Here is a 21,479-nt window from a genome sequence, read left to right as displayed (position 1 = left end):
GGGCGCCGATTGCGCCTGTGCAATGTGAGGGCACGCGAGCAATGCCGTGGAGGCTGCGCTTGCGAGCCATGCCCCAAGACGATGCCTGAGCTGCAAGATGTGGCACTTCCTTTGCGTCCGGCCTTACCGCAAGCACCGGAATATCCAGCACTCCAATGGCGAAGCCAAGCTGAACTGAGCAGGAACGCCCTTCCCAGGCCGCTCCTGCCAAATTGCCCTACTGGTTGTTCTGACGCCCGAGGAACCGGGGGATGCTGATCGAGCCGCCATCGTCGTCGTCATCCGCGTCGGCAGCCGGAGCCGCCTTGGAACCGCGCGACAGGTTCGACATACGTTCGAACAACGTGCTTCCGGTTGCCGCGGGGCGCTGCGCCGGAGCGGGTGCGGGAGCAGCAGCGGGAGCCGGCTCCGGCGGGAGCGCACGGCGGCGGCCAAAGGCGGGCGACGGTTCAGCCGATTGCGCGGCAAGATCAAGCTCGTCCTGGCGGCTCGGCTTGGGCGCGGGAGCCTGCTGTGCAGCGCTCAGATCAAGCGGCTGCCGCGCGGCACGCGCCTCGCCTGCGCCACTGTAGCTGGCTGGTGCGCTCTCAACCTCGTCGTCGGCCACTTCTTCACTTCCACCGAGTTCGAGCGCTGCATCGTCCTCCTCGAACTGAGCCTCCTCGGACAAGTCGAACGGCTCAGCTTCGGGCTCAGATGCTTGAGGCGCGGGGGTGGGCGCGGTCGCAGGAGCCTGAACGCGCTCGCCCATAGCCGCAGGCGCTGCGTTCGGCCGAACCGGTCCGCGCGACATGCCAAGGTTCACCGGACGCGAGGCGATCTCTGCCTGCTCGGCTGACTGCTCGATGCCGGTCGCGACAACGGAGACGCGGATCTTGCCTTGCAGATCCGGGTTGAAAGCCGAGCCCCAGATGATGTTCGCATCGCTGTCGACCAGCTCACGAATGTGGTTGGCCGCCTCGTCGACCTCCAGCAGCTTCATGTCGTCGCCGCCGATGATCGAGATGATTACGCCCTTGGCGCCCTGCATCGACACTCCGTCGAGCAGAGGGTTGGCGATAGCGCGCTCGGCTGCTTCCAAGGCGCGGTTCGGACCTTCGCCCTCGCCAGTGCCCATCATCGCCTTGCCCATCTCGCCCATAACCGAGCGCACGTCCGCGAAGTCGAGGTTGATGAGGCCTGGCATCACCATGAGGTCGGTGATCGAGCGAACGCCCTGCTGCAGCACTTCGTCTGCGAGCTGGAAGGCTTCCTTGAAAGTGGTCTCAGCCTTGGCGACGAGAAACAGGTTCTGGTTGGGAATGACGATCAGGGTGTCGACATGCTTCTGCAGCTCTTCGATGCCGGATTCGGCGGAGCGCATGCGGCGTGTACCCTCGAACAGGAACGGCTTGGTCACCACGCCCACCGTCAGCACGCCCTTGTCGCGCGCCGCCTTGGCGATGATCGGCGCCGCACCTGTGCCGGTGCCTCCACCCATGCCTCCGGCGATGAAGACCATGTGCACGCCTTCAAGCAGGCGCTCGATTTCCTCGATCGTCTCCTCGGCAGCCGCGCGGCCAACTTCGGGCCGCGAACCTGCGCCCAGGCCTTGCGTGATTTCCGGACCGAGCTGGATGCGGTTCTCAGCGATCGAGCTGTTCAGCGCCTGCGCGTCGGTGTTGGCGACGATGAAGTCGACGCCTTCGATCTGCGCATTGATCATGTTGGCAATTGCGTTGCCACCGGCGCCGCCAACGCCGATCACGAGGATCCGCGGGCGCAGCTCTTCAATCGCCGGCGGTCCGATATTGATGCTCATCTCACTCTCCTGGCAGACACGCGCGGATGAAGGTTCTTAACCAAGCCTGATGGCATCCTGAACTCCACCAAGCAAAGTGCGTCAAGGCTTTGTCCACAGCCGGCCAGCGCAACAGACGAACGATTCGCCGCTGCCCATGATCCCTCTCTGGCTTAGAAGTACTCCCGAAACGCGCGGTAGATACGACCAACCGACCCCATGCGCTCCGCTCGAACCGTAGTCTGACGACGATGCTTGAGCGTGCGGATGTCAACCGGATCAGCGGCGGCGTATAGCACGAGTCCGGCCAGGGTTGAAAACCCCGGTTTTACATGTGCTTCCGCAAGCCCACTGAGATGTGGAACCCGGCCGATGCGCACGGGCTTGCCAAGTGCGGCCTGAGCATAGTCGGCAAGCCCTACCAGCTCGGCACCACCGCCGGTGAAAACCACCTGTTTTCCGCGCTGCCCGTTGAAGCGCATGATCTTGAGCGACTTATTGACCTCTTCCATGAGGATGCCGAGCTGGCCAGTGATGACAGCGATCAGCTCTGCACGCGGAATGCGGTTCTTGTCGTCCGCGTGGCGCGCCACGGGGCCGGTCTCTTCTTCGCCCGGGGCGTTGACGGGGATCATCTCGCGGTGATCGGTCGGACTTGCCAGCGCCGAACCATTGACGCACTTGAGACGCTCGGCCTGGAAGCGCCGGATCCCGAACGCTGATGCAATCGCGTCAGTGATGTCGGCCGAGCCCATGGGGATCGGCGTCAGGCCCACGAGCATGCCTTGCGAATAAACCGCGACATTGGTGACCTCTGCCCCGAACTCGACAAGGGCGACACCCAGATCCCGCTCCTCGAGCGAGAGGCAGGCGTGACCCGCTGCGATCGGTGAACCGACCACGGCCTCGACTTCTAGGTGCGCGCACTGAACGGCCTCGGTGAGATTGCGTATCGGTGCGCCGTCTGCGAGCATGATGTGGATATCAACCCCCAGACGCTCTGCATGCAGCCCCTTGGGGCTAGCAACGCCGTGTGCACCGTCGAGCCGGTACTGCGCGGGCTGCGCATGAAGGACGACGCGGCCGTCCGGGCGGATGACATCGCGGGCAGAGACGAGAAGCTGGTCGATGTCTTCCTGCTCGATACGCCTCCCGCCGATTTCTGCGTCGACCTCGGCCACCTGGCTCGCAAGCCCCGCGCCTGAGCAACCGATCCACACGCGCTGCACTGAGGTATCCGCCATCTTCTCGGCACGATCGATGGCATCGCGCACGGCGTAAGTAGCGGCGGCCATGTCAGTGACGTAGCCGCGCCGCACGCCCTGACTGGCGCGGTGCCCGGACCCGAGCACGACCATGTCGCCCACGTCCGAGATGCCGGCCACGATCGCCGAGATCCGAAACGAGCCGATATTCACCGCGCCGAATACACGGCTGATGCGAGGAGCAGCCATCAGTTGTTCTCCACCTTGCGGACGGCGCCTGCGCTCAGTGCGGCCTGCTCTGCCTCGCGACCAGGGATCCTCAAGTAGATCCGATCTGAGGCGCGCATGTCGAAAATCGTAACTTTGCCGCCCAGCAGCCGGTTGGTCCCGTCCAGGCGAGCAAAGGATACCAGCGCTCCGGCCGCCTTCTTCTCTCCTTCGGGCAGCGCCAGGACCTGTCCCGTCTGAAAGGTGATATTCCAGCGGCGATTACCGATCCACTCAGCCTCCTGCACGCGCGGCTTCAAAGCCGGCGCCGCGTCCAGCAGGCGCGTGAGCCCGATGACCTGCTGCCCAGCGCCAAGACCGGACACGATCAGCCTGCCCTGCGCGCGAGCGCGCGTGACCGTTTCGAGTTCGTGACCGGTCTCGTCGATCAAGACGAAGCGATCAGCCTTGCGTAGCACCGCATGAGGGGCTCGCTCGACGATATCGATCACAACCGTGTCGGGTAGCTGGCGCGAAACACGTGCGTCCTTCACCCACGAGAGACCGATCAGATCTTGCCTCAGGTTTTCCAGGTCGACGAGCGGCATAGACCGGTCCTGCTGCGCAAGCGCACGCTCATAGACCTTGAGCTCATTCAGGTTCTTGACGCCGCGCACGTCGACGTGCCGGACTTCGAACCCTGCGTCAGACGCGATTTGCGCCAGCTGGAGATTGGCCATCGCTGGGAGACCCGCGACCGACGCGACGGCCCAGACCAGTACGGCCGCTCCTCCCAGAATGATCGCGAGGAACATACGGTGGAGCTGCGCTTCGCTGAACGGCAACCAGGCCATGAGCAGATCCAGCGCAGAGCCGGTGCGGGCCTTGGCCTGATTCACCCTCTGCCGCTTGCCCTGCGCCGCTGCTGTCTTGCGGACGCTGGTGGCCTTGCGGCGGATGGTCTGGCTCATGGCCCGACGTCTTTCTTCTGCGACGCCTGCTTCGCGCGGGCGTCCGTCAGCGCTTCGGCGACGATCGCCTCCACCAGTTCAGGATAGTCCATCCCGCAGGCGCGGGCCTGCTCAGGCACGAGGCTGAGCGGCGTCATGCCGGGTTGCGTGTTCACCTCGAGGAGGAACAGTCCGTCTACGCCCTTCTGGTCATCCCAGCGGAAGTCAGAGCGGCTGGTACCGCGGCAACCGAGCAACTGATGGGCCCGCAACGCCAGGTCCTTGCAGGCGGCGGTAATCTCGTCCGGGATTTCTGCCGGGCAGACATGCTCGGTCATCCCGTCGGTGTACTTGGCATCGAAGTCGTAGAAGCCGGACTTGGGCTTGAGTTCTGTGACCAGCAGCGCGCGGTCGCCGATCACCGCGGTCGTCAGTTCGCGCCCGCGGATGAAGAGCTCTGCCAGCAACCTGTCGAAATTCTGCCATGGGCCCGTTGCGTCGCGCGCGATCGGGGTACCATAGTTCCCCTCCGCCGTGACGATGGCGACTCCGACAGAAGAGCCCTCGTTCACGGGCTTCAGCACATACGGACGCGGGAGCGGATCGCGCTCGAAGATCTCGGTGCATTCGACTATACGGCCGCCCGGCATGGGGATGCCATGGGGCACGAGCGCCTGCTTCGTCAGTTCCTTGTCGATCGCAATGACTGAGGTCGCGAGGCCGGAATGGGTGTAGGTCAGCCCCATCAGGTCCATCATTCCCTGGACGGTGCCGTCTTCGCCCGGCGCGCCATGAAGGGCATTGAACACCACGTCGGGCTTTGCCTCGGCAAGTCGCAGAGCCACGTCGCGATCCATGTCGATCCGCGTGACTTTGTGCCCCTTGGACTCGAGCGCCTTCGCTACGCCCTCGCCGCTCATCAGGGATACTGGACGCTCCGAGGACCAGCCCCCCATGAGGACCGCCACGTGAAGCTTGGGCAGCATATCATCCCCGCTCACTTGTTACCCACCCTTTGAATTTCCCACTCAAGCTCTACGCCGGAGGTATCCTTCACCCGTTGCCGCACGGCCTCACCCAGTGCTTCGATCTCGGCGCTGGTTGCTTCCCCTGTATTGATGAGGAAGTTGGTGTGCTTCTCGCTCACTTGCGCCCCGCCGAGTGTCAGCCCCCGACAACCCGCACCGTCCACCAGTTCCCACGCCTTGTGCCCCTCGGGGTTCTTGAACGTCGAACCGCCGGTCTTGGAACGCAGCGGCTGGGATGCCTCGCGGCTGGCTGAGATGCGGTCCATCTCGGCCTGGATCGCCACAGGATCGCCAGCTTGCCCGCGGAAGCGTGCGGAGACCACGATGGCGCCCTCAGGCAGCTCTGAATGACGGTATGTATAGTGCAGATCCGCGTTCTGCAGCGTCACCAGTTCGCCCGAGCGCAGCACCACGTCGCAATCGACAAGGATGTCCTTCACCTCCCCGCCATAGGCCCCTCCATTCATCCGCACGAAGCCCCCGACCGTGCCCGGGATCGAGCGGAGGAATTCAAGGCCGGCAATGGCGCCATCACGCGCTGTTGAGGAGACGAGGATGCCTGACGCACCACCGCCGCAGTCGAGCGTCACTGCGTCCAACTTGCGCACAGCCGCGAAAGCCTTGCCAAGCCGCACGACGACGCCGGGGACCCCGCCGTCCCGCACGATCATATTGGAACCGAGACCAAGCGCCATCACTGCTAGCTGCGGATCGAGCTCGGACAGGAAACCCTGCAGATCGGCCAGATCGCGCGGCTCGAACAGCCACTCTGCCGCGCCGCCCGACTTGAACCAGACCAGCGGTGCAAGCGGTGCGCCGGGCGTCAGCTTACCGGCTACCTTGGGAAGCGTATCCGCCATCACGCCACCAGCTTCGCCCGGATCGCATCGGCCAAACCCGCCGCCCATTTCGTGATATCGCCTGCCCCCAGGCAAACAATCACATCGCCAGCCCGCACCACTCGTGCGAGGGAATCAGCGAGGTCGTCAAAGCCGGAGACCACATGCGCATCACGGTGACCGCGCGCCTTCAGGCCGGTTACGAGCGCCTCGGCATCGACACCTTCAATGGGCGTCTCACCCGCCGCGTAGACAGGTGTGACATAGACGGCATCGGCGTCATTAAAGGCAGTCTGGAAGTCATCCATCAAGTCACGAAGGCGCGTGAAGCGGTGCGGCTGCGCAACCGCCAGCACTCTACCCTTCACGCCCTCGCGAGCAGCAGCGAGGACCGCGCGTATCTCTACGGGGTGGTGACCATAATCATCGATCACGGTTGCGCCGTCGACTTCGCCTACGCGAGTGAAGCGGCGCTTTACGCCACCAAACTGCGCAAACCCGGTCCGCACGACTTCATCGCCGCAGCCCATCTCGATCGCGACTGCGACGGCTGCCAGCGCGTTCTGCACGTTGTGGCGGCCGGGCATCGGAAGTTCCATCCCTTCGATGCAGCGCTGCGTGCCATCACGTTCACGCACCACGACATCGAAGCGGTTGCCGCCCGGCACTGGAGTGACATTCTCGCCCCGCACGTCGGCCTGAGCCGAGAAGCCATACGTGATCACGCGGCGGTCGCGCACCTTTGAGATCAGCGCCTGCACTTCCGGATGATCGACGCAGAGCACAGCGGCGCCGTAGAAAGGCACGTTTTCGATGAACTCGACAAAGCAGTCCTTCACCTTGTCGAAGCTGCCGTAGTGTTCGAGGTGCTCGGGATCGATATTGGTAACGACTGCAATGGTGCCGTCGAGCCGCAGAAACGAACCGTCGCTCTCATCCGCCTCCACAACCATCCAATCGCTGGTGCCCAGCCGCGCATTGGAGCCGTAGGAATTGATGATCCCGCCGTTGATGACGGTCGGATCTACGCCCCCCGCTTCCAGCAAGCAGGCCACCATGGATGTGGTTGTCGTCTTGCCGTGAGTGCCGGCCACGGCGACCGTGTTCTTAAGCCGCATGAGCTCTGCCAGCATCTCTGCCCTGCGCACCACCGGAATGCGGTTCTCCAGCGCGTAAACCACTTCGGGATTGTCGCGCTTGACGGCGGTCGAAGTCACGACAACGGCGCAGTCGGTCACGTTCTCGGCGGCATGGCCGATCATAACCTTGATCCCGCGTGAGCGCAGGCCCTCAACCACATAGCTCTCGGCGATGTCGGAACCTTGCACGGTGTAGCCGAGGTTGTGCATGACCTCCGCGATGCCGGACATGCCGATGCCGCCGATCCCTACGAAGTGTACGGTACCGATGTCTGTGGCGACACCCTTCATTCCACGGACTCCCGCGCCAGAGCTTCCTTCTTCTTCACTGCGGCCGGTTTCGCTCCCACGCGGATCACGTCCATCAGCGGCGCCCCGCCAAAGCTCTCCACAAGGTCAGCCAGATCGGCCGCAGCGTTGGGATAGCCGCAATTCCAAGCCGCATGTGCCGCGTTCGCGAGAGTCTCGGGCCTCTGAGCCATAGCCCGGATCTGCTTCGCCAGTTCGCCTGCAGTGAACTTGTTCTGCCGGATCGAGCGCGCACCGCCAGCAGATGCCATCTCGCGGGCATTGGCGGCCTGGTGGTCGTCGGTCGCGATCGGCAGCGGAATGAGGATTGCGGGGCGCCCCACCGCGGTAAGTTCCGCGATGGTCGACGCACCGGCACGGCCGATAAACAAATGCGCACCTGCAAGCCGCTCAGCCATGTTCTCGAAATATGTGGCCAACTCGGCCGGGATGCCGTGGCTGGCATAGCGTTGACGCACGGCTTCGATGTCCTCGGCGCGGCACTGCTGGATCACCTGCAAGCGCGAACGCAGCGCGGTTGGGAGCATGGCGAGCCCGTCGGGAACCACCTCCGACAGTATCCGCGCGCCCTGGCTTCCGCCAGTGACGAGAATGCGCAGTAGGCTGTCTTCCGTAAATGGAGGAAACGGCGCCTCACGCAGGGCCAGCACCTCGGCTCGTACGGGATTGCCAACAAGCGAAACCTTGCCCTGCTGCTTCGGCGACAGTCGGTCGACATTGGCGAAGGCCGTCGCGATCGCATCGACGCGAGACGCAAACATGCGGTTTACGCGCCCCAGCACCGCGTTCTGCTCGTGAATGACGGTGGGGATCTTCGCTGCGCGCGCAGCTAGCATGGTGGGCAGCGCGGGATAGCCGCCGAAACCGACAACAGCAGCGGGATTGAAGCTTTCGAACAGGCGTAGCGCCATCCGACGCCCTTCGAGGACTCCTTTGCCACCCTTTACCCAGCCGACCGGGTTCTTGCCCGCAATGCGTCCGGGCGGCAGGATGTGTGCGGGCAAGGTGTCTGGCTTACCCGGGATTGCGGCGCCGCGTTCGTCTGTGATCAGGGCGACGTGGTGGCCACGTCTCTCCAGTTCGACTGCAAGGGCGAAAGCTGGAATCAGATGTCCTCCGGTTCCTCCGGCGGCCAGCACGTAATGACGGCTCACGGCGGTCATGAGAGGTCTCCGACATCGCTGAGCGAGAAGCGCTCACGATCGATAAAGGGGTTCCGGCGCGTCAGCGCCAGCAGCAATCCCAAGCACGTACACACCGCCACCGTCGACGAGCCGCCGTAGGAGACGAGCGGCAGCGTCATACCTTTTGACGGAAACAGCTGCAGATTGACGAGGATGTTGATGAAGGCCTGCCCACCGAACTGAGCTGCCAGACCAGTGGAGGCGAGCACCGTGAACAAGTCGTCCTCTCGCACTTGGCGCAAGATCGTCTGCACCAGGATCGCGCTATAGACCATGACCACCACAGCGCAGGCAGCGAGACCGAACTCCTCACCGATAACGGAGAAGATGTAGTCGGTATGCGCCTCAGGCAGCGCCAGCTTGCGCGTCCCCATCCAGAAACCGGCGCCCAGCCAGCCGCCGTTGAGCAGCGTGCGCTGCGCCAGGTCCACCTGGTCGAAAGCGCTGCCACCGCCCAGAAAAGCGTCGATGCGATTCCGCGCGTTATCGTAGAAGAAGTATGCCGCGGCAATACCGGCTACCCCTGCCGCAGAAGCAGCAACCACTCGCCGAACATCTAGGCCGGAGAGCAGCACAAGGACGAACCACGTGCCACCGAACAGCATTGTCGAGCCGAAGTCCGGCTGCATCATCAGCAGAAGGGCGATTATGCCGACGACGCCAATCGTAATCGGTATGACGGGGAGATCCTTGTCGCGCACTCGCCATGAGAGGATCCATGCGACGAGAATCGGAAACCCGCACTTGAGGAACTCCGACGGCTGGATCGAGACGCCGAGATTGATCCAGCGCCGTGCACCATTCACTTCGCTGCCAACGAACGGCACCAGTACGAGAGCGGCCAGCATGGCCCCTGCCATCAGGATGCCCAGCCGACGCGCCGCATCCTTCGACAGGGTCGACGTGACGAAAAGCGCGACGAGACCCAGCGCCTGCCAGCGCAAGTGTAGGATCAGGAAGTGGAGGTCTGCCAGCTGCTTGGCCGAAGTGGACAGGCGCCTTGCGCCGGCTGGAGAGGCAGCCGCCACCGAGATTGTGCCGATGGCCATGAGGATCAGCACAAGCCCCAGAACCACGCGGTCGATTTCCTGCCACCAGATGGCCAGACTGCTGCGACGGCTGCGGTTATACCGTACCAGAGCAATTCCGTCCGGGCGCGGCGCGACGGGGGCATGTGTCGCCATCACCCCAACTCCTGCTCATTGCTGAGCCCCGGTGCAGTCAGCGCTTCGACGATTTGGCGAAAGGCGTTTCCACGCGCTTCGTAGTCGCGAAACTGATCGAAGCTGGCGCAGGCGGGGGAGAGCATCACCACCTCGCCTGGCCGCGCCTGAGCAATTGCCATCCGAATGGCTTCGGCCATCATCTCGCTGCGATGAACTTGCATGTGCGGCGCCAGAAGATCGGCGAAGATTGGGCCCGCATCGCCGATCGTGTAAGCTGCGGCCACGTTCCCGAAGTAGCGGCTGCATTCGTCGAGATCCTCGCCCTTCGGCAGCCCCCCGACGATCCAGTGGATACGCCGCTCCGGATTGGGGGGGAAGGCAGCAAGAGCCGGAGCCGTCGAGGCCGGATTAGTCGCCTTGCTATCGTTGATGAACAGCACACCGTCCACTTCGGCCACGCGCTCCATGCGGTGCGGAAGACCGGCAAAGGTGCGCAACGCCGGCTCCCATTGAGTTCGGGTGAGACCGAGCGCCTCTACGATCCCTACAGCGACCGCGGCATTTTGCAGGTTGTGCGGCCCCTGCAGCGATGGCCAGTCTTTCTGCAGATTCAGAAGGTCTCGACCATCCGCGAAGTGCACGCGGCCCGATTCGTGACACGCGACCTGCCTTCCGGCGATAGCTGCGGTGTCATCATCGCCGACGCCGAACACGGCGTGATGATCCGGCCCCTGCATCACAAACAGACGCGATTTCGAGCCCACATAGCCTGCGAACCCGTCGTAGCGATCCAGATGGTCGGGAGTAATGTTCAGCAACGCCGCAACATCGCAGTCGAGGCTGTAGGTCAGGTCAATCTGGTAGCTGGACAGCTCGAGTACATAGACACCGCCTTCGGGCAGCGGCTCCCGGCCGAGAATGGGCAGCCCGATGTTTCCGCCCATGCAGCTGGGAACGCCCGCACTCTCGAGGACATGATGGACGAGCGACGTTGTGGTCGACTTGCCGTTCGTCCCTGTGATGCCGACGACCTTGTGCGCAGGCAAGTTGGACCGCGACAGCGCAAACAGTTCGATATCGCCGATGACGGGAACGTTCGCCTGACGGGCGGCTTCGGCAATCGGATGGCGATTGAGCGGAATCCCCGGCGAGACGACTATTCCGTCAAGCCCTGTGAGGTCTGCGCCTACGGGATCGGCGAGTTCGACCCGGTCCGCCAATGCGGCACGCGGCTCCTCACGGTTGTCCCAGGCCATGATCTGCGCCCCGCTGGCCAGCAACGTCTCGACGGCGGTCAACCCGGAGCGGGCAAGCCCGAGGACCGCATAGTGCTTGCCAGCGAAGAAGGGAGAAGTGAGCACTGCGGGGCTATCGCAGTTTCAGAGTGGAAAGACCCACCAGCGCAAGCACGATCGAGATGATCCAGAAGCGGATGACCACGGTCGATTCCGCCCAGCCGAGTTGCTCGAAGTGGTGATGGATCGGTGCCATGCGAAACACCCGGCGGCCGGTGCGCTTGAAGAAGAAAACCTGAATGATGACGGATGCCGCCTCAAGAACGAAAAGCCCGCCGACCACGGCCAGCACGATCTCGTGATGTGAGGCAACCGCGATGGCGCCAAGCGCGCCGCCCAGAGCAAGGCTTCCGGTATCGCCCATGAACACTGCTGCCGGCGGCGCGTTGAACCAGAGAAAGGCGAGCCCTGCCCCCATGATCCCAAAGCAGAGAATGGCCAGCTCACCTGCACGCGGCACATGCGGGATACCGAGATAACCGGCATAGTCCACGCGGCCCGCAAGGTAGGCAATGATCGCAAACGTGCCAGCAGCGATAATCACCGGCATCGTCGCGAGGCCATCGAGCCCGTCCGTCAGGTTCACTGCGTTGCCTGCCCCCACAATAACGAAGGCGGCAAAGACGTAGTAGAACGGCCCCAGCGGTATGTAGTGCCCGGTGAGGAACGGAACATAAAGGTTCGTGGATATCTGGTTGACGATGATGAAGGCCGCGATCCCGGCCACCACAAACTCCAGCAGCAGCCGGATCTTGCTGGACAAGCCGGCATGGTGGCGCTTGGTCACCTTGTCGTAGTCATCCAGGAAGCCAATCGCGCCGAAGCCCACCGTCACTGCAAGGCAGGCCCAGACGAACGGGTTCGTCAGGTCCATCCAGATCAGCACCGATATGACAAGCGCCGTCAGGATCATCAGGCCACCCATCGTGGGCGTACCGCGCTTGGCTAGGTGCGTCTTGGGACCATCCTCGCGGATTGGCTGCCCTTTGCCCTGGCGCACGCGCAGCATGTTGATGAACCGCGGACCAATGACTAACCCTACCAGGAGAGCAGTCATCAGTGCGGCGCCGGCACGGAACGATTGGTAGCGGAAGAGGTTTGCAACCCCTTCGAAGTGAAACCAATCTGCGATGATGTACAGCATGTGGGGGGGCGGAACCTAACCTTCGCGCTTGCTAAGAGCTGAAACAAGGGCAGCCAGCCCGACGGAGTTGGATCCTTTCACAAGGATCGCGTCGTCACGCTCGAGCCCGAAGGCGCGCAGAGTGCCAGTAGCCTCCTGCACACTTGCGCAATGCGCGAAGCTCAGCGGTTTGCCAAGCGCGTTGGCTTCTGCTTTCCCCAGTTCGTCTGCAAGTGAGCTCATTTCGGGCCCCACCAGGACGGCGTAGTCTACTCCGGCTTCGCGCATCGGCTCTGCCAGAGCGGCATGGAAGTCAGAGCCAAAGCTGCCCAATTCCTTCATCGCGCCCAGCACCGCAATGCGCCGGCGTGCCGGAGTACGGCCGAGCTGGGCCAACGTCGCCCGCATCGAGGCAGGATTGGCGTTGTAGCTCTCGTCGATAAGCAGGGCTTTTGCCTCGGGCTCATCGCCGGGCACGTCGATTTCGATGCGGGCGCCGCGGCCGGCCAGACCCTCCATCTCGGCCAGCGCGACGCCCGCCGCGCCGAGGTCCCCGCCCACCGCGCGGACCGCGGCCATAACCGCGAGCGAATTGATCACCCAGTGCTCTCCTGGAGCAGCCACTGTGTAGCATACCCGGCGATCGCCCATGTCAGCTGTCACCAGCGATCCGCCACCTATGGCCGCAACCGTATCCAGCAGGCGCACATCTGCGTGAGCGGACTTGCCGAACGACACGGTCGTCACGCCGAGCTTGTCGGCAGCGGCCTTCAAGCGCTCGAAATGCGGGCTGTCGGCTGGGATCACAGCCACTCCGCCAGGCTCCAGCCCCTCGAATATCTCTGCCTTCGCATCGGCGATCGCTTCCTCGGAGCCGAGCATCTCGATGTGAGCTGGCGCGATCGTGGTAATGACGGCGACGTCTGGGCGCACCTGACGTGTCAGGTCCGCAATTTCGTCAGCGTGGTTCATACCCATTTCGAACACGCCGAAGCGGGCCCGGGCGGGCATCCGCGCGAGACTTAGGGGCACGCCGACATGGTTGTTGTAGCTCTTGACCGAACGATGGGCATCGCCGTGTGAAGCGCGGTCGAGGGCTGCGAAGAGCGATTCCTTGACGCCTGTCTTGCCCACCGATCCGGTCACGCCGATGATGCGGCCACGGGTCCGCGCGCGCGCCGCAGAGCCAAGGCGCACCAGCGCTTCCATCGTGTCCTTCACCATAATGTGAGGGCCGTTGACGGGGCGATCCACAACCACGGCAGCCGCGCCCTTGGCAAGCGCAGTCTCGACGAAGCGATGGCCGTCCATCGTTTCGCCTTTCAGCGCAAAGAACAAGTCGCCGGGCTGCACGTCACGGCTGTCGATCTCGACGCCGGAGATGAGGAACTCGGCACTGGTCGTACCCTTCAGCACGCGCGCAAGGCTGGCCGCGTCCCATAGAGCTAGCGGGTGCTCGTCCGATGCGTCGACGGGCCAGTCGAGGATACGGGCAGTGGCATTCATTTTACTGGTCTCCCAAAGGGATAGAGCTCGCGCCAGACATTTCCCTGGCGACGGTTACGTCGTCAAACGGCAGCACGCGCGTATCCGCGCCGCTGCCAACCACCTGCCCCTGTTCATGCCCCTTGCCCGCAACGAGAACGATGTCCCCGCTGCCAGCCTCAGCGATCGCCGCGCCGATGGCTTCGCTGCGATCTCCGATTTCCTTTGCTCCGTCGTCGCACCCGGCGAGCACCATGGCTCGGATCGCGGCAGGATCTTCGCCGCGCGGATTGTCGTCGGTCACAATGACTACGTCAGCATCCTGGCAGGCCGCGCGACCCATCTCCGGCCGCTTGCCCTGGTCCCGGTCTCCACCGGCGCCGAACACGACGATAAGCCGTCCAGCTACGTGCGGGCGAAGGGCCGCGATGGCAGCCGCAAGGGCGTCCGGCGTATGCGCGTAATCAACGTAGATCGGCGCGCCCTTTGCCGAGATGGCGGCGCGCTCCAGCCGGCCACGCACGGTCTGCAGTCGCTTCATGGCATCGAAGGTCAGCCCAGGCTCACCCCCGGTCGCGATCACAAGACCGGCCGCGACCAGCGCGTTGGCGGCCTGGTACGCACCGATCAGCGGCAGCTCCAGCTTGAGAGCCTTGCCATTGTGCTCGATGTGGAGCGTCTGACCCAGCGCAGTCGGCGTGCGCTCGATCAGCTTGAGGCCGGTACCCCGAGTACCCACGGTGAAAAGTGCAAGTCCGCGGCCCTCTGCATGCGCGATCGCCTTCTGGGACCACACATCGTCAGCCCAGATCACTGCCGTTCCGTCCTGCGCGACGACATCCTCGAACAACCGCATCTTGGCCGCGAAGTAGTCTTCCATTGTCGCATGGTAGTCGAGGTGATCGCGGCTGAGATTAGTAAAGGCACCCGCCGCCACTCGCGGCCCTTCGCTGCGATACTGCGAAAGCCCGTGGCTGGACGCTTCATAGGCCACGTGCGTCACACCCTCACGCGCGAGCCCAGTCATGTTCGACAGGAAAGTGACGATGTCTGGGCTGGTGAGCCCCGTAGAGACGCTCTCGTCGCTCGTGGTCACGCCAAGTGTTCCGATGGAGGCTGCCCGCAACCCGGCCATACGCCAGAGCTGCCGCGTGAGCTCGACGGTGGAGGTCTTGCCGTTCGTGCCGGTTACCGCAACCAGCGCCTCAGGCACCGGCGTGAAGAAGCCGGCAGCAAGGCGCGCGAAGGCGTGTCGGGGATCGGCGTTGGCGAAGTGGACGGCGCCCTGCACTGTTGCCTCGGGACGAGCGACTATGGCGACCGCGCCCGCTTCGATCGCAGCGGGGATGAAGGCTTCGCCATTGAAGCGTGCGCCGGGAAAAGCACCGAACACGGTTCCGGGAGCCACCTTGCGGTGGTCGATGGCGAACCCGGTGACATCTGCCTCACCATTGGCGGGCATCGCCATGCCGGCAGCGTGCGCGAGAGCCGAGAGCTTCATTCCTTCGCCTCTCCGGGTACCAGGGGCTTCAAATCCGAGATATCCACATCGCGCGTCTCGTCCGGCATGATGCCGAGCAGCGGACCGATACGCGGCACCACGCGGCTGATCACGGGCGCGGCATTCCAGGCAGCCGTGCGCTGGAACGAGGTCGCCGGCGTACCCTGCGGCTCATCCAGCATGGCAATGACGACGTAGCGGGGATGATCCATTGGAAACGCAGAAGCGAATGTCGCAATCAGGGAACTGCGGCGATAGCCTCCCGCGCCCGGCTTCTCCGCAGAACCGGTTTTGCCGCCGACCCGAAAGCCGGGAGCGTCAGCCTTGCGGCCTGTGCCGAAGGACACGATCATCCGCAGAAGCTGGCGCATGCGGGCACTGGTGGAAGCGGTGAACACGCGCCGCCCTTCAGGCACCTGTCCCGGCGCCAGTTTGTGCAGTGTTGTCGGGCGCCAGATGCCACCGTTGACGAGCGCCGCGTAAGCGGAAGCGAGATGTAGCGGCGTCACTGCGATGCCGTGACCATAGGACACGGTCATGGTGCGCAACCGCGGCCACTTGCCCGATGGCCAAATCGGAAAACCGCGCGCCGGCAACTCGATCGTGGGACGCTCGTTCATGCCGAGCGACTCCATCGTCTTCTTCATCCGCACGCCGCCAAGCTCATCGGCGATTTGCGCGGTGACCACGTTGGACGAATGCATCAGCGTTTCCGGAACGTTCAGCGAGGAGCCCATGGCGTGACTGTCACGGATGGTGAATCGGGCCACGTGCAGCGGCGCGGCCGGCCAGCGACGGCCCAGGGAGGTGATCGTACCCGCGTCGAGCGCGGCGGCGACGGTTATCGGCTTGAACGTGGAGCCAAGCTCGTACACTTGGTTCGTCACCCGGTTGAAGATGTTCGGCGTGCTCGAACGTTCGATCTTGTTAGGATCGAACGAGGGCAGCGAGGCAAGCGCAAGCACTTCACCCGTATCGACGTCCAGCACCACACCCGCCGCGCCCTTGGCATTCGAAAGCGCCATGCCGCGGCCCAGTTCATCTTCCAGCGCGCCCTGCACCCGAACGTCGATCGACAAAGCCGTACTCTGCGCGCGCCCCTCGGGAGACTTGAGGTGGGCATCGAGCACCTGCTCCATCCCCACTTTGCCCTGCCCTCCGGAATCCACAAAGCCAAGCACGTGGGCCGCCATCGACCCTTGCGGATAGAAGCGCGACGCTTCCTGAGGGAACTGCAAAGCCGGCTCACCGATGGCATGAACCCGGTTGGCCTCCTCGGGAAGAATAGAGCGCCGCAAGTAGCCCGCCTGGCCCGAGGCAAGTTGGCGTGTCACTTTCGCGGTGTCCAGGTCGGGGAAAATCGCCTGCAGCTTCGCGACGATCTGACGGGGCTCACCCACGAGGGGCGGGCCATCCGTCATCGCTTTGGGATTGAACCAAAGCGAATAGACTCGAAAGTCACGCGCGAGTGGAGAGCCGTTTCGATCGACAATGACACCGCGTGCAGGCAGCAGCAGACTACTGTAATCGGTCCGCTGCGCGGTGCCTCCGGTGAGCCCGAGAAACGTCAGCCTTACGAGAGCACACATCGCCAAGAGCGCGAAGCCGCAAAGCACCCAAAGCGCTCGCCACTTGGCAACGATTAATGCACGCTGGCGCACATTGACAAGCCGATGCCGCCCTGTCGAAAGCGGGGCCGCGGACGAGACCGGCTCCGGGTTGGAGAACGCCAGGCGTGGTGCAGTCGCTGCACGAGCCGACCCGGAGCGTAAGGGTGCAGTAAAACCAGACGAGATGGCTCGAGAGGCCATCTACTCTGCACCGCCGGCGAGTTCGATCCGCGCCAGTCGCTTGCTGAGGTTCCTTGCATCGCGCGCCAGAACTTTCGCCTCGGCCTCGTCACCATCGCTGCTGCTGGAGTGCGTTTCCGCTCCGGTCTTTGCTGCAGCCGGCGTGACGCCAGTGACCGGTGAGACCAGAGCCAGGAAACGACTGCCTGCATCTTCTGCCTCCTCAGCGCCGACATCGGCGCTGGCATAACGGATCGGTTCAGGAGCGCCGGGCGCGCGCGCCTTGCCGAGTGCGGCAAGCTGCCGTTCGCCCTCGATATACTGTTCGGCCCGAGGCGCCTCATAGCCGAACTCGACGTCGTTGAGCGTCTTCAACTGCTGCTGGTTCGAGCGCGTCTGAAACTCCGTCTCCAGGAACTCGATGTCCCGCTGGAGATAGACGAGCCGCTTCTCGGAAGCCGCCACCTGACTTTTCACAGCGTTCACCCGCAGCATCAACGCGACGCTGAGCGCTCCGCAGATCAGCAGCACGGTCATCCAGCCGATGGAGTGAACGCGGTCACGAGTGAGGTTCATGCGGATTTCCTCTGGCGTGCTGTAGCATCAGTACGCACGGCGCTGCGCAGGGTGGCGGAACGTGAACGGGGATTGGCGGCGACTTCGGCCTCCCTTGGCCGGATTGCCTTGGATACTTGGATAAACGTGGGTGCCTCGTTCGAGGCCGCTTGCGGCAAGTGGCGGGAGGTGGAGGCAGTTGCCCCACTCGCCGCACGCAAGAACTGCTTCACGACGCGGTCCTCAAGCGAGTGGAAGGACACCACCGCGAGCCGGCCGCCGGTGTCGAGCAGTGTCTCGGCAGCGTTGAGACCCGCTTCCAGCTCATCGAGCTCGCCGTTCACGTGAATACGAATGGCCTGGAAGCTGCGGGTGGCGGGGTCCTTGGGCGCACCGGCATGGTAGCCAAGCGCCTTCCTCACCACGCGCGCGAGATCCTCGGTGGTCTCCAGCGGCCGTGCGGCAACGATCGCGCGCGCTACCCGGCGCGACTGACGCTCCTCGCCGTAGAGGTAGAGCACATCGGCTATATGGCTTTCGTCGGCGGAATTCAGAAAGTCGGCTGCGGATTCGCCTTCCTGGCTCATGCGCATGTCTAGCGGACCGTTGCTGGAGAAGGCGAAGCCCCGCTCGGCCTGGTCAAGCTGCATGGAAGATACGCCAATATCCATGGCGATGCCGTCGACCCGCTCTATCCCCAGCTCTGCAAGAGCTTCCGCCATCTCGGAAAAACGCCGCGGGTGTAGCACCAGCCGCGGCTCAAGCGCCTGCAGTTCGGGCCAGCGTTCCGGATCGTCGCGTGCGGCGGCAATCGCGTCGGGGTCACGATCGAAGGCATGCACGGTGGCCCCGGCATCGAGCAGGCGGCGGGTGTAGCCGCCCGCACCGAAGGTGGCGTCGACAATCACCGCACCCGGGGCGGGGTGCAGTGCCACGACCACCTCTTCGAGGAGGACGGGAACGTGAGGAGCGGCGCTCACTTGCGAGCTGCCTTCTTCAACTCGGCAGCGGCAAGGCTGGCGCAAGAGACTTGCGCCCCCTTAAAGGTAGGCTCCGTCATGGCGGCGAGGGCAGCCGGGGCGAAGACGAAGAAGTACTGACCCGCACCCTGAAAGTAGAGCTGATCGTCCACCTCGGCGAGAGTCGCGAGATCTTCAGGCAGCACGAACCGGCCGCTGCCGTCGAAAGGAATCTCGTGATAGTTGTAGAGCGTCATCGCCAGCATATCGCGATCGAAAGGCTGGCCGGACTTCATGGCGAACTCACGCTCCTGCTCGATAATGTTCTCGAACTCATTCACGCGCGAGAGGCCGTAGCCGACGAGGCAGGGCCAGCGATCATGCTTGGCCAGGCAGAGGACCGGCGCCTGGCTCGATTCGCGAACCGTGCCGCGAAAGAGATTGGGCAGCACGAAGCGGTTCTTGTCGCGGCGAAGCGAGAAGCCCTGTCCTCGATAGATCAACGGCTGCCCCGCCATTTGTGCCGACTCGATCCCCTGAAATGCCCCTCCCGAAAACAGCACCCCTCTTCCGAACCCCGCGGTCGCGCGGGGCCGGCTTTCCGAGCCCGATGCGAGCACGGCGAGTTCAGCCATTCCGATTGCTGTTCCTATTAACCCCTTCGCTCCGGGCCGAAAAGGGAAAAATGGGGATGAATGGGATAAGCTGCGCAAAACAGCGGCAAGCTGCAGCGAACCTGACGGTTCGGTGACGCGAGCGAAGCTCTCGCCCCTGCGCAGATCCTAGAAAATGCCTGAAAAGGCAGCTGCACCAGTGATCCCGCCTCATCCCCGCAGGGAGCGCGGTGACCGGAGATCAGCGCGTGATTCGGTCGATCAGAGCGTCGAGGGCGGCGGCTCGTCCCGCATCATCCCCATCAAACAGCGCAGCGTCCCCGACCGCGAGCACGCGCCCTTCCCCGATTGCGCATTCCACCACCAAGGCATCGGCTTCCGGCCGGCACTGCGTTTCCGTCGCAATGCGGAACCGTCCGGGGAGATCAACCGGCAGCTGCACGCCATAAGCGTTCGCCAGACGCTCACCCGAGGGCTGATCCGCGTCGAACTCCAGCTCCAGCCCCCAGTGACGCAAGATCGGCGAAAGCATTGCAATGGCTTGCGGGCGGCGCGGGTCGCCCAGAGGAAAGGCAGAATGCGACGTCAGCATCGGATCGGCGAACAACAGCAAACGCCCGCCCCCGCGCACCCAAGCGTCGAGCGCCACGTTCTCCTGCGGCGTAAGGGCTTGCGGCTGAGCAAGGACAAGCAGCGCATCCTGCGGCAGGGGAAGGCGACCTTCGGCGTCGGCCAAGGTATCGAGCGGAGCTACCTGACCTTTCGCGTCCAGTAATCCTGATGCCCAGTGCGCTGGTGCCTGTTGCGCCAGCTGTCCCCGAATATCCCCGCTCTCGGACCATAGCAGCGGCAGGCTTGTCGAGATGCCGATCGTCAGCGGCTCACTAACAGGAACCTCAACCGGCTTTGCTCCGCACGCAGCAAGCGCAAGCGCCAGTAGGGCCGTGCAGGTCGTACGGGCGGCGCTAGGGCGCAAAAGAAGCTTCGGGTTGTATCGCATCGACCATCGCGTCGGGCGTCGGGTCGGCGGAGGGAACCACGCCGATATCAGCCAGAGGTTCGCTCGCAGCTTTCTTGGGCTGCGCGTCGGCGGCGATAACGGCTTCCACCGGCTCCCTGCTTTCAGTCAGCCGGGCGCGATCCATGATGATGTTGGCGAGCCCCACGATCAGGAGCATGGCTGAAAGGCCGAATATGCCCACCTGCAGCCGGTGGACCGCCTGTGCACGCAATTCGCGCGCCGTCGGCGGCGCATAGTGACGTGCTGCGACGATCGGGTCGATCATGCGGGGTGGAGCGTTCCCTGCCATCAGCGACAGAGTAGCTTACCTCGACAGCCAAGGGAAGACCGGCAGCCCCTTTGCCTCCAGCCAACCGGGATTGTAGAGCGAGGAAAGGTAGCGAAAACCCGTGTCGCACAGGATTGTCGCCACACGCGAGCCGGCACCAAGCTGCCGCCCAAGCGCCACCGCGCCCGCGACGTTGATGCCCGAAGAGAGGCCCAGGCAGAGACCTTCCTCGGACAGAAGGCGCCCCACCCAGTGAAGGCCATCCTCGTCGGAAATCCGGAACTGCGTGTCGATCGGCGCACCATCCAAATTGGCAGTAATCCGCCCCTGCCCGATCCCCTCGGCAACAGAGGAGCCTTCCGCCTTCAGTTCGCCATTGGCGTAGTAGTTGTAGAGCGCAGCACCATGTGGATCCGTCAACGCGATCGTGATGTTCTCATCAAAGGCTTTCAGGCCCATTCCCACGCCCGCGATCGTACCTCCGGTTCCGGCTGCGCACGTGAAGCCGTCGATCCGGCCTTCCATCTGCTGCCAGATCTCTGGCGCGGTGCTTTCGATGTGGGCTTTGCGGTTCGCGATGTTGTCGAACTGATTGGCCCAGATCGCCCCCTCCGTCTCTTCAGCGAGGCGCCGGGACGTATGCACAAAGTGTGCCGGATTTGAGAATGGCGCCGCTGGCACCAGAACCAGCTCGGCCCCGAGCGCGCGCAAAGTGTCCATCTTCTCACGCGACTGCGTTTCCGGCATCACGATGATGGTGCGGTAGCCGCGGGCGTTAGCGACCAGGGCCATGCCGATGCCGGTATTACCAGCAGTCCCCTCGACAATCGTTCCGCCGGGCTGCAGTAGCCCCTTGGCCTCCGCATCGCGCAGGATCCACAGCGCGGCGCGGTCCTTCACTGAGGCACCGGGGTTGGCGAACTCACACTTCCCCCAGATCTCGCAGCCCGCCGCTTCGCTCGGCCCCTTTAGCAGAACGAGCGGCGTATTGCCGATGAGGTCGAGAGTCGAAGTCCGGGCGTCAGGCGCGGTCGTAGGGGGCGCGGTCATGGTCGGGAATT

19 protein-coding genes are annotated in these 21,479 nt (G+C 63.9%); all 19 read right to left on the bottom strand.

Annotated features, from left to right (window positions below):
- Window positions 1-217 precede the first annotated feature (217 nt).
- The gene (ftsZ, locus tag ABVV53_RS08280; protein ID WP_353983913.1) at window positions 218-1,801 is read right to left on the bottom strand and encodes a cell division protein FtsZ; all 1,584 of its coding nucleotides are present in this window, start codon (window positions 1,799-1,801) and stop codon (window positions 218-220) included.
- Between the two features lie 152 nt (window positions 1,802-1,953).
- Window positions 1,954-3,234, bottom strand: coding sequence for a cell division protein FtsA (gene ftsA / locus ABVV53_RS08275; protein ID WP_353983912.1), 1,281 nt, complete (start codon window positions 3,232-3,234; stop codon window positions 1,954-1,956).
- Window positions 3,234-4,163 (bottom strand): cell division protein FtsQ/DivIB, encoded by a 930-nt coding sequence (locus ABVV53_RS08270; RefSeq protein ID WP_353983911.1) that lies wholly within the window; start codon window positions 4,161-4,163, stop codon window positions 3,234-3,236. The genes ftsA and ABVV53_RS08270 overlap by 1 nt, the downstream gene beginning before the upstream one ends.
- Window positions 4,160-5,128 (bottom strand): D-alanine--D-alanine ligase, encoded by a 969-nt coding sequence (locus ABVV53_RS08265; RefSeq protein WP_353984214.1) that lies wholly within the window; start codon window positions 5,126-5,128, stop codon window positions 4,160-4,162. Before ABVV53_RS08265 ends, ABVV53_RS08270 begins: the two co-directional genes overlap by 4 nt.
- A gap of 11 nt (window positions 5,129-5,139) precedes the next feature.
- On the bottom strand, window positions 5,140-6,030 hold the full coding sequence (murB, locus tag ABVV53_RS08260) for a UDP-N-acetylmuramate dehydrogenase (protein WP_353983910.1): 891 nt from the start codon (window positions 6,028-6,030) through the stop codon (window positions 5,140-5,142).
- Window positions 6,030-7,439, bottom strand: a complete 1,410-nt coding sequence (gene murC / locus ABVV53_RS08255; RefSeq protein WP_353983909.1) for a UDP-N-acetylmuramate--L-alanine ligase — start codon at window positions 7,437-7,439, stop codon at window positions 6,030-6,032. Before murC ends, murB begins: the two co-directional genes overlap by 1 nt.
- Window positions 7,436-8,620 carry an undecaprenyldiphospho-muramoylpentapeptide beta-N-acetylglucosaminyltransferase gene (gene murG, locus ABVV53_RS08250; RefSeq protein ID WP_353983908.1) on the bottom strand — a complete coding sequence of 395 codons (1,185 nt, stop codon included), beginning with the start codon at window positions 8,618-8,620 and terminating at the stop codon, window positions 7,436-7,438. The genes murC and murG overlap by 4 nt, the downstream gene beginning before the upstream one ends.
- The gene (locus ABVV53_RS08245; RefSeq protein ID WP_353983907.1) at window positions 8,617-9,825 is read right to left on the bottom strand and encodes an FtsW/RodA/SpoVE family cell cycle protein; all 1,209 of its coding nucleotides are present in this window, start codon (window positions 9,823-9,825) and stop codon (window positions 8,617-8,619) included. The genes murG and ABVV53_RS08245 overlap by 4 nt, the downstream gene beginning before the upstream one ends.
- On the bottom strand, window positions 9,825-11,168 hold the full coding sequence (gene murD, locus ABVV53_RS08240) for a UDP-N-acetylmuramoyl-L-alanine--D-glutamate ligase (RefSeq protein ID WP_353983906.1): 1,344 nt from the start codon (window positions 11,166-11,168) through the stop codon (window positions 9,825-9,827). The genes ABVV53_RS08245 and murD overlap by 1 nt, the downstream gene beginning before the upstream one ends.
- A 7-nt stretch (window positions 11,169-11,175) precedes the next feature.
- Window positions 11,176-12,246 carry a phospho-N-acetylmuramoyl-pentapeptide-transferase gene (mraY, locus tag ABVV53_RS08235; protein WP_353983905.1) on the bottom strand — a complete coding sequence of 357 codons (1,071 nt, stop codon included), beginning with the start codon at window positions 12,244-12,246 and terminating at the stop codon, window positions 11,176-11,178.
- A 15-nt stretch (window positions 12,247-12,261) separates the two neighbouring features.
- Entirely contained in the window at window positions 12,262-13,731 is a 1,470-nt protein-coding gene (locus tag ABVV53_RS08230) for a UDP-N-acetylmuramoyl-tripeptide--D-alanyl-D-alanine ligase (RefSeq protein WP_353983904.1), read from the bottom strand.
- Window position 13,732: 1 nt separating this feature from the next.
- Window positions 13,733-15,211, bottom strand: a complete 1,479-nt coding sequence (locus ABVV53_RS08225; protein WP_353983903.1) for a UDP-N-acetylmuramoyl-L-alanyl-D-glutamate--2,6-diaminopimelate ligase — start codon at window positions 15,209-15,211, stop codon at window positions 13,733-13,735.
- A complete protein-coding gene (locus ABVV53_RS08220; RefSeq protein WP_474100953.1) occupies window positions 15,208-17,022 on the bottom strand; it encodes a peptidoglycan D,D-transpeptidase FtsI family protein in 1,815 nt (604 codons plus the stop codon). Before ABVV53_RS08220 ends, ABVV53_RS08225 begins: the two co-directional genes overlap by 4 nt.
- The gene (locus tag ABVV53_RS08215; RefSeq protein ID WP_353983902.1) at window positions 17,023-17,577 is read right to left on the bottom strand and encodes a hypothetical protein; all 555 of its coding nucleotides are present in this window, start codon (window positions 17,575-17,577) and stop codon (window positions 17,023-17,025) included.
- Window positions 17,574-18,536 carry a 16S rRNA (cytosine(1402)-N(4))-methyltransferase RsmH gene (gene rsmH / locus ABVV53_RS08210; RefSeq protein WP_353983901.1) on the bottom strand — a complete coding sequence of 321 codons (963 nt, stop codon included), beginning with the start codon at window positions 18,534-18,536 and terminating at the stop codon, window positions 17,574-17,576. The genes ABVV53_RS08215 and rsmH overlap by 4 nt, the downstream gene beginning before the upstream one ends.
- Window positions 18,533-19,150 (bottom strand): division/cell wall cluster transcriptional repressor MraZ, encoded by a 618-nt coding sequence (locus tag ABVV53_RS08205; RefSeq protein WP_353983900.1) that lies wholly within the window; start codon window positions 19,148-19,150, stop codon window positions 18,533-18,535. Before ABVV53_RS08205 ends, rsmH begins: the two co-directional genes overlap by 4 nt.
- Before the next feature lie 220 nt (window positions 19,151-19,370).
- Window positions 19,371-20,129, bottom strand: coding sequence for a Gldg family protein (locus ABVV53_RS08200; protein WP_353983899.1), 759 nt, complete (start codon window positions 20,127-20,129; stop codon window positions 19,371-19,373).
- Window positions 20,095-20,415, bottom strand: a complete 321-nt coding sequence (locus tag ABVV53_RS08195) for a hypothetical protein (protein ID WP_353983898.1) — start codon at window positions 20,413-20,415, stop codon at window positions 20,095-20,097. The genes ABVV53_RS08200 and ABVV53_RS08195 overlap by 35 nt, the downstream gene beginning before the upstream one ends.
- 39 nt (window positions 20,416-20,454) lie before the next feature.
- The gene (locus tag ABVV53_RS08190) at window positions 20,455-21,468 is read right to left on the bottom strand and encodes a cysteine synthase A (RefSeq protein ID WP_353983897.1); all 1,014 of its coding nucleotides are present in this window, start codon (window positions 21,466-21,468) and stop codon (window positions 20,455-20,457) included.
- Between the last annotated feature and the right edge of the window lie 11 nt (window positions 21,469-21,479).

Source organism: Novosphingobium kalidii (assembly GCF_040534015.1).
Taxonomy (GTDB): domain Bacteria; phylum Pseudomonadota; class Alphaproteobacteria; order Sphingomonadales; family Sphingomonadaceae; genus Novosphingobium; species Novosphingobium kalidii.
Note: the sequence above shows the minus strand (reverse complement) of the source record. Positions and strands in the feature narration are given on the sequence as shown.

What these genes read in the sequence shown, in the direction of transcription:
- ABVV53_RS08270 (WP_353983911.1), bottom strand. Translation starts at nt 4,163, where the DNA reads ATGAGCCAGACCATCCGCCGCAAGGCCACCAGCGTCCGCAAGACAGCA.
- ABVV53_RS08215 (WP_353983902.1), bottom strand. Translation starts at nt 17,577, where the DNA reads ATGAACCTCACTCGTGACCGCGTTCACTCCATCGGCTGGATGACCGTG.
- ftsA (WP_353983912.1), bottom strand. Translation starts at nt 3,234, where the DNA reads ATGGCTGCTCCTCGCATCAGCCGTGTATTCGGCGCGGTGAATATCGGC.
- ftsZ (WP_353983913.1), bottom strand. Translation starts at nt 1,801, where the DNA reads ATGAGCATCAATATCGGACCGCCGGCGATTGAAGAGCTGCGCCCGCGG.
- ABVV53_RS08190 (WP_353983897.1), bottom strand. Translation starts at nt 21,468, where the DNA reads ATGACCGCGCCCCCTACGACCGCGCCTGACGCCCGGACTTCGACTCTC.
- murC (WP_353983909.1), bottom strand. Translation starts at nt 7,439, where the DNA reads ATGAAGGGTGTCGCCACAGACATCGGTACCGTACACTTCGTAGGGATC.
- ABVV53_RS08265 (WP_353984214.1), bottom strand. Translation starts at nt 5,128, where the DNA reads ATGCTGCCCAAGCTTCACGTGGCGGTCCTCATGGGGGGCTGGTCCTCG.
- ABVV53_RS08220 (WP_474100953.1), bottom strand. Translation starts at nt 17,022, where the DNA reads ATGGCCTCTCGAGCCATCTCGTCTGGTTTTACTGCACCCTTACGCTCC.
- murB (WP_353983910.1), bottom strand. Translation starts at nt 6,030, where the DNA reads ATGGCGGATACGCTTCCCAAGGTAGCCGGTAAGCTGACGCCCGGCGCA.
- mraY (WP_353983905.1), bottom strand. Translation starts at nt 12,246, where the DNA reads ATGCTGTACATCATCGCAGATTGGTTTCACTTCGAAGGGGTTGCAAAC.
- ABVV53_RS08205 (WP_353983900.1), bottom strand. Translation starts at nt 19,150, where the DNA reads ATGGCTGAACTCGCCGTGCTCGCATCGGGCTCGGAAAGCCGGCCCCGC.
- ABVV53_RS08230 (WP_353983904.1), bottom strand. Translation starts at nt 13,731, where the DNA reads ATGAATGCCACTGCCCGTATCCTCGACTGGCCCGTCGACGCATCGGAC.
- ABVV53_RS08200 (WP_353983899.1), bottom strand. Translation starts at nt 20,129, where the DNA reads ATGCGATACAACCCGAAGCTTCTTTTGCGCCCTAGCGCCGCCCGTACG.
- murG (WP_353983908.1), bottom strand. Translation starts at nt 8,620, where the DNA reads ATGACCGCCGTGAGCCGTCATTACGTGCTGGCCGCCGGAGGAACCGGA.
- ABVV53_RS08225 (WP_353983903.1), bottom strand. Translation starts at nt 15,211, where the DNA reads ATGAAGCTCTCGGCTCTCGCGCACGCTGCCGGCATGGCGATGCCCGCC.
- ABVV53_RS08195 (WP_353983898.1), bottom strand. Translation starts at nt 20,415, where the DNA reads ATGATCGACCCGATCGTCGCAGCACGTCACTATGCGCCGCCGACGGCG.
- ABVV53_RS08245 (WP_353983907.1), bottom strand. Translation starts at nt 9,825, where the DNA reads ATGGCGACACATGCCCCCGTCGCGCCGCGCCCGGACGGAATTGCTCTG.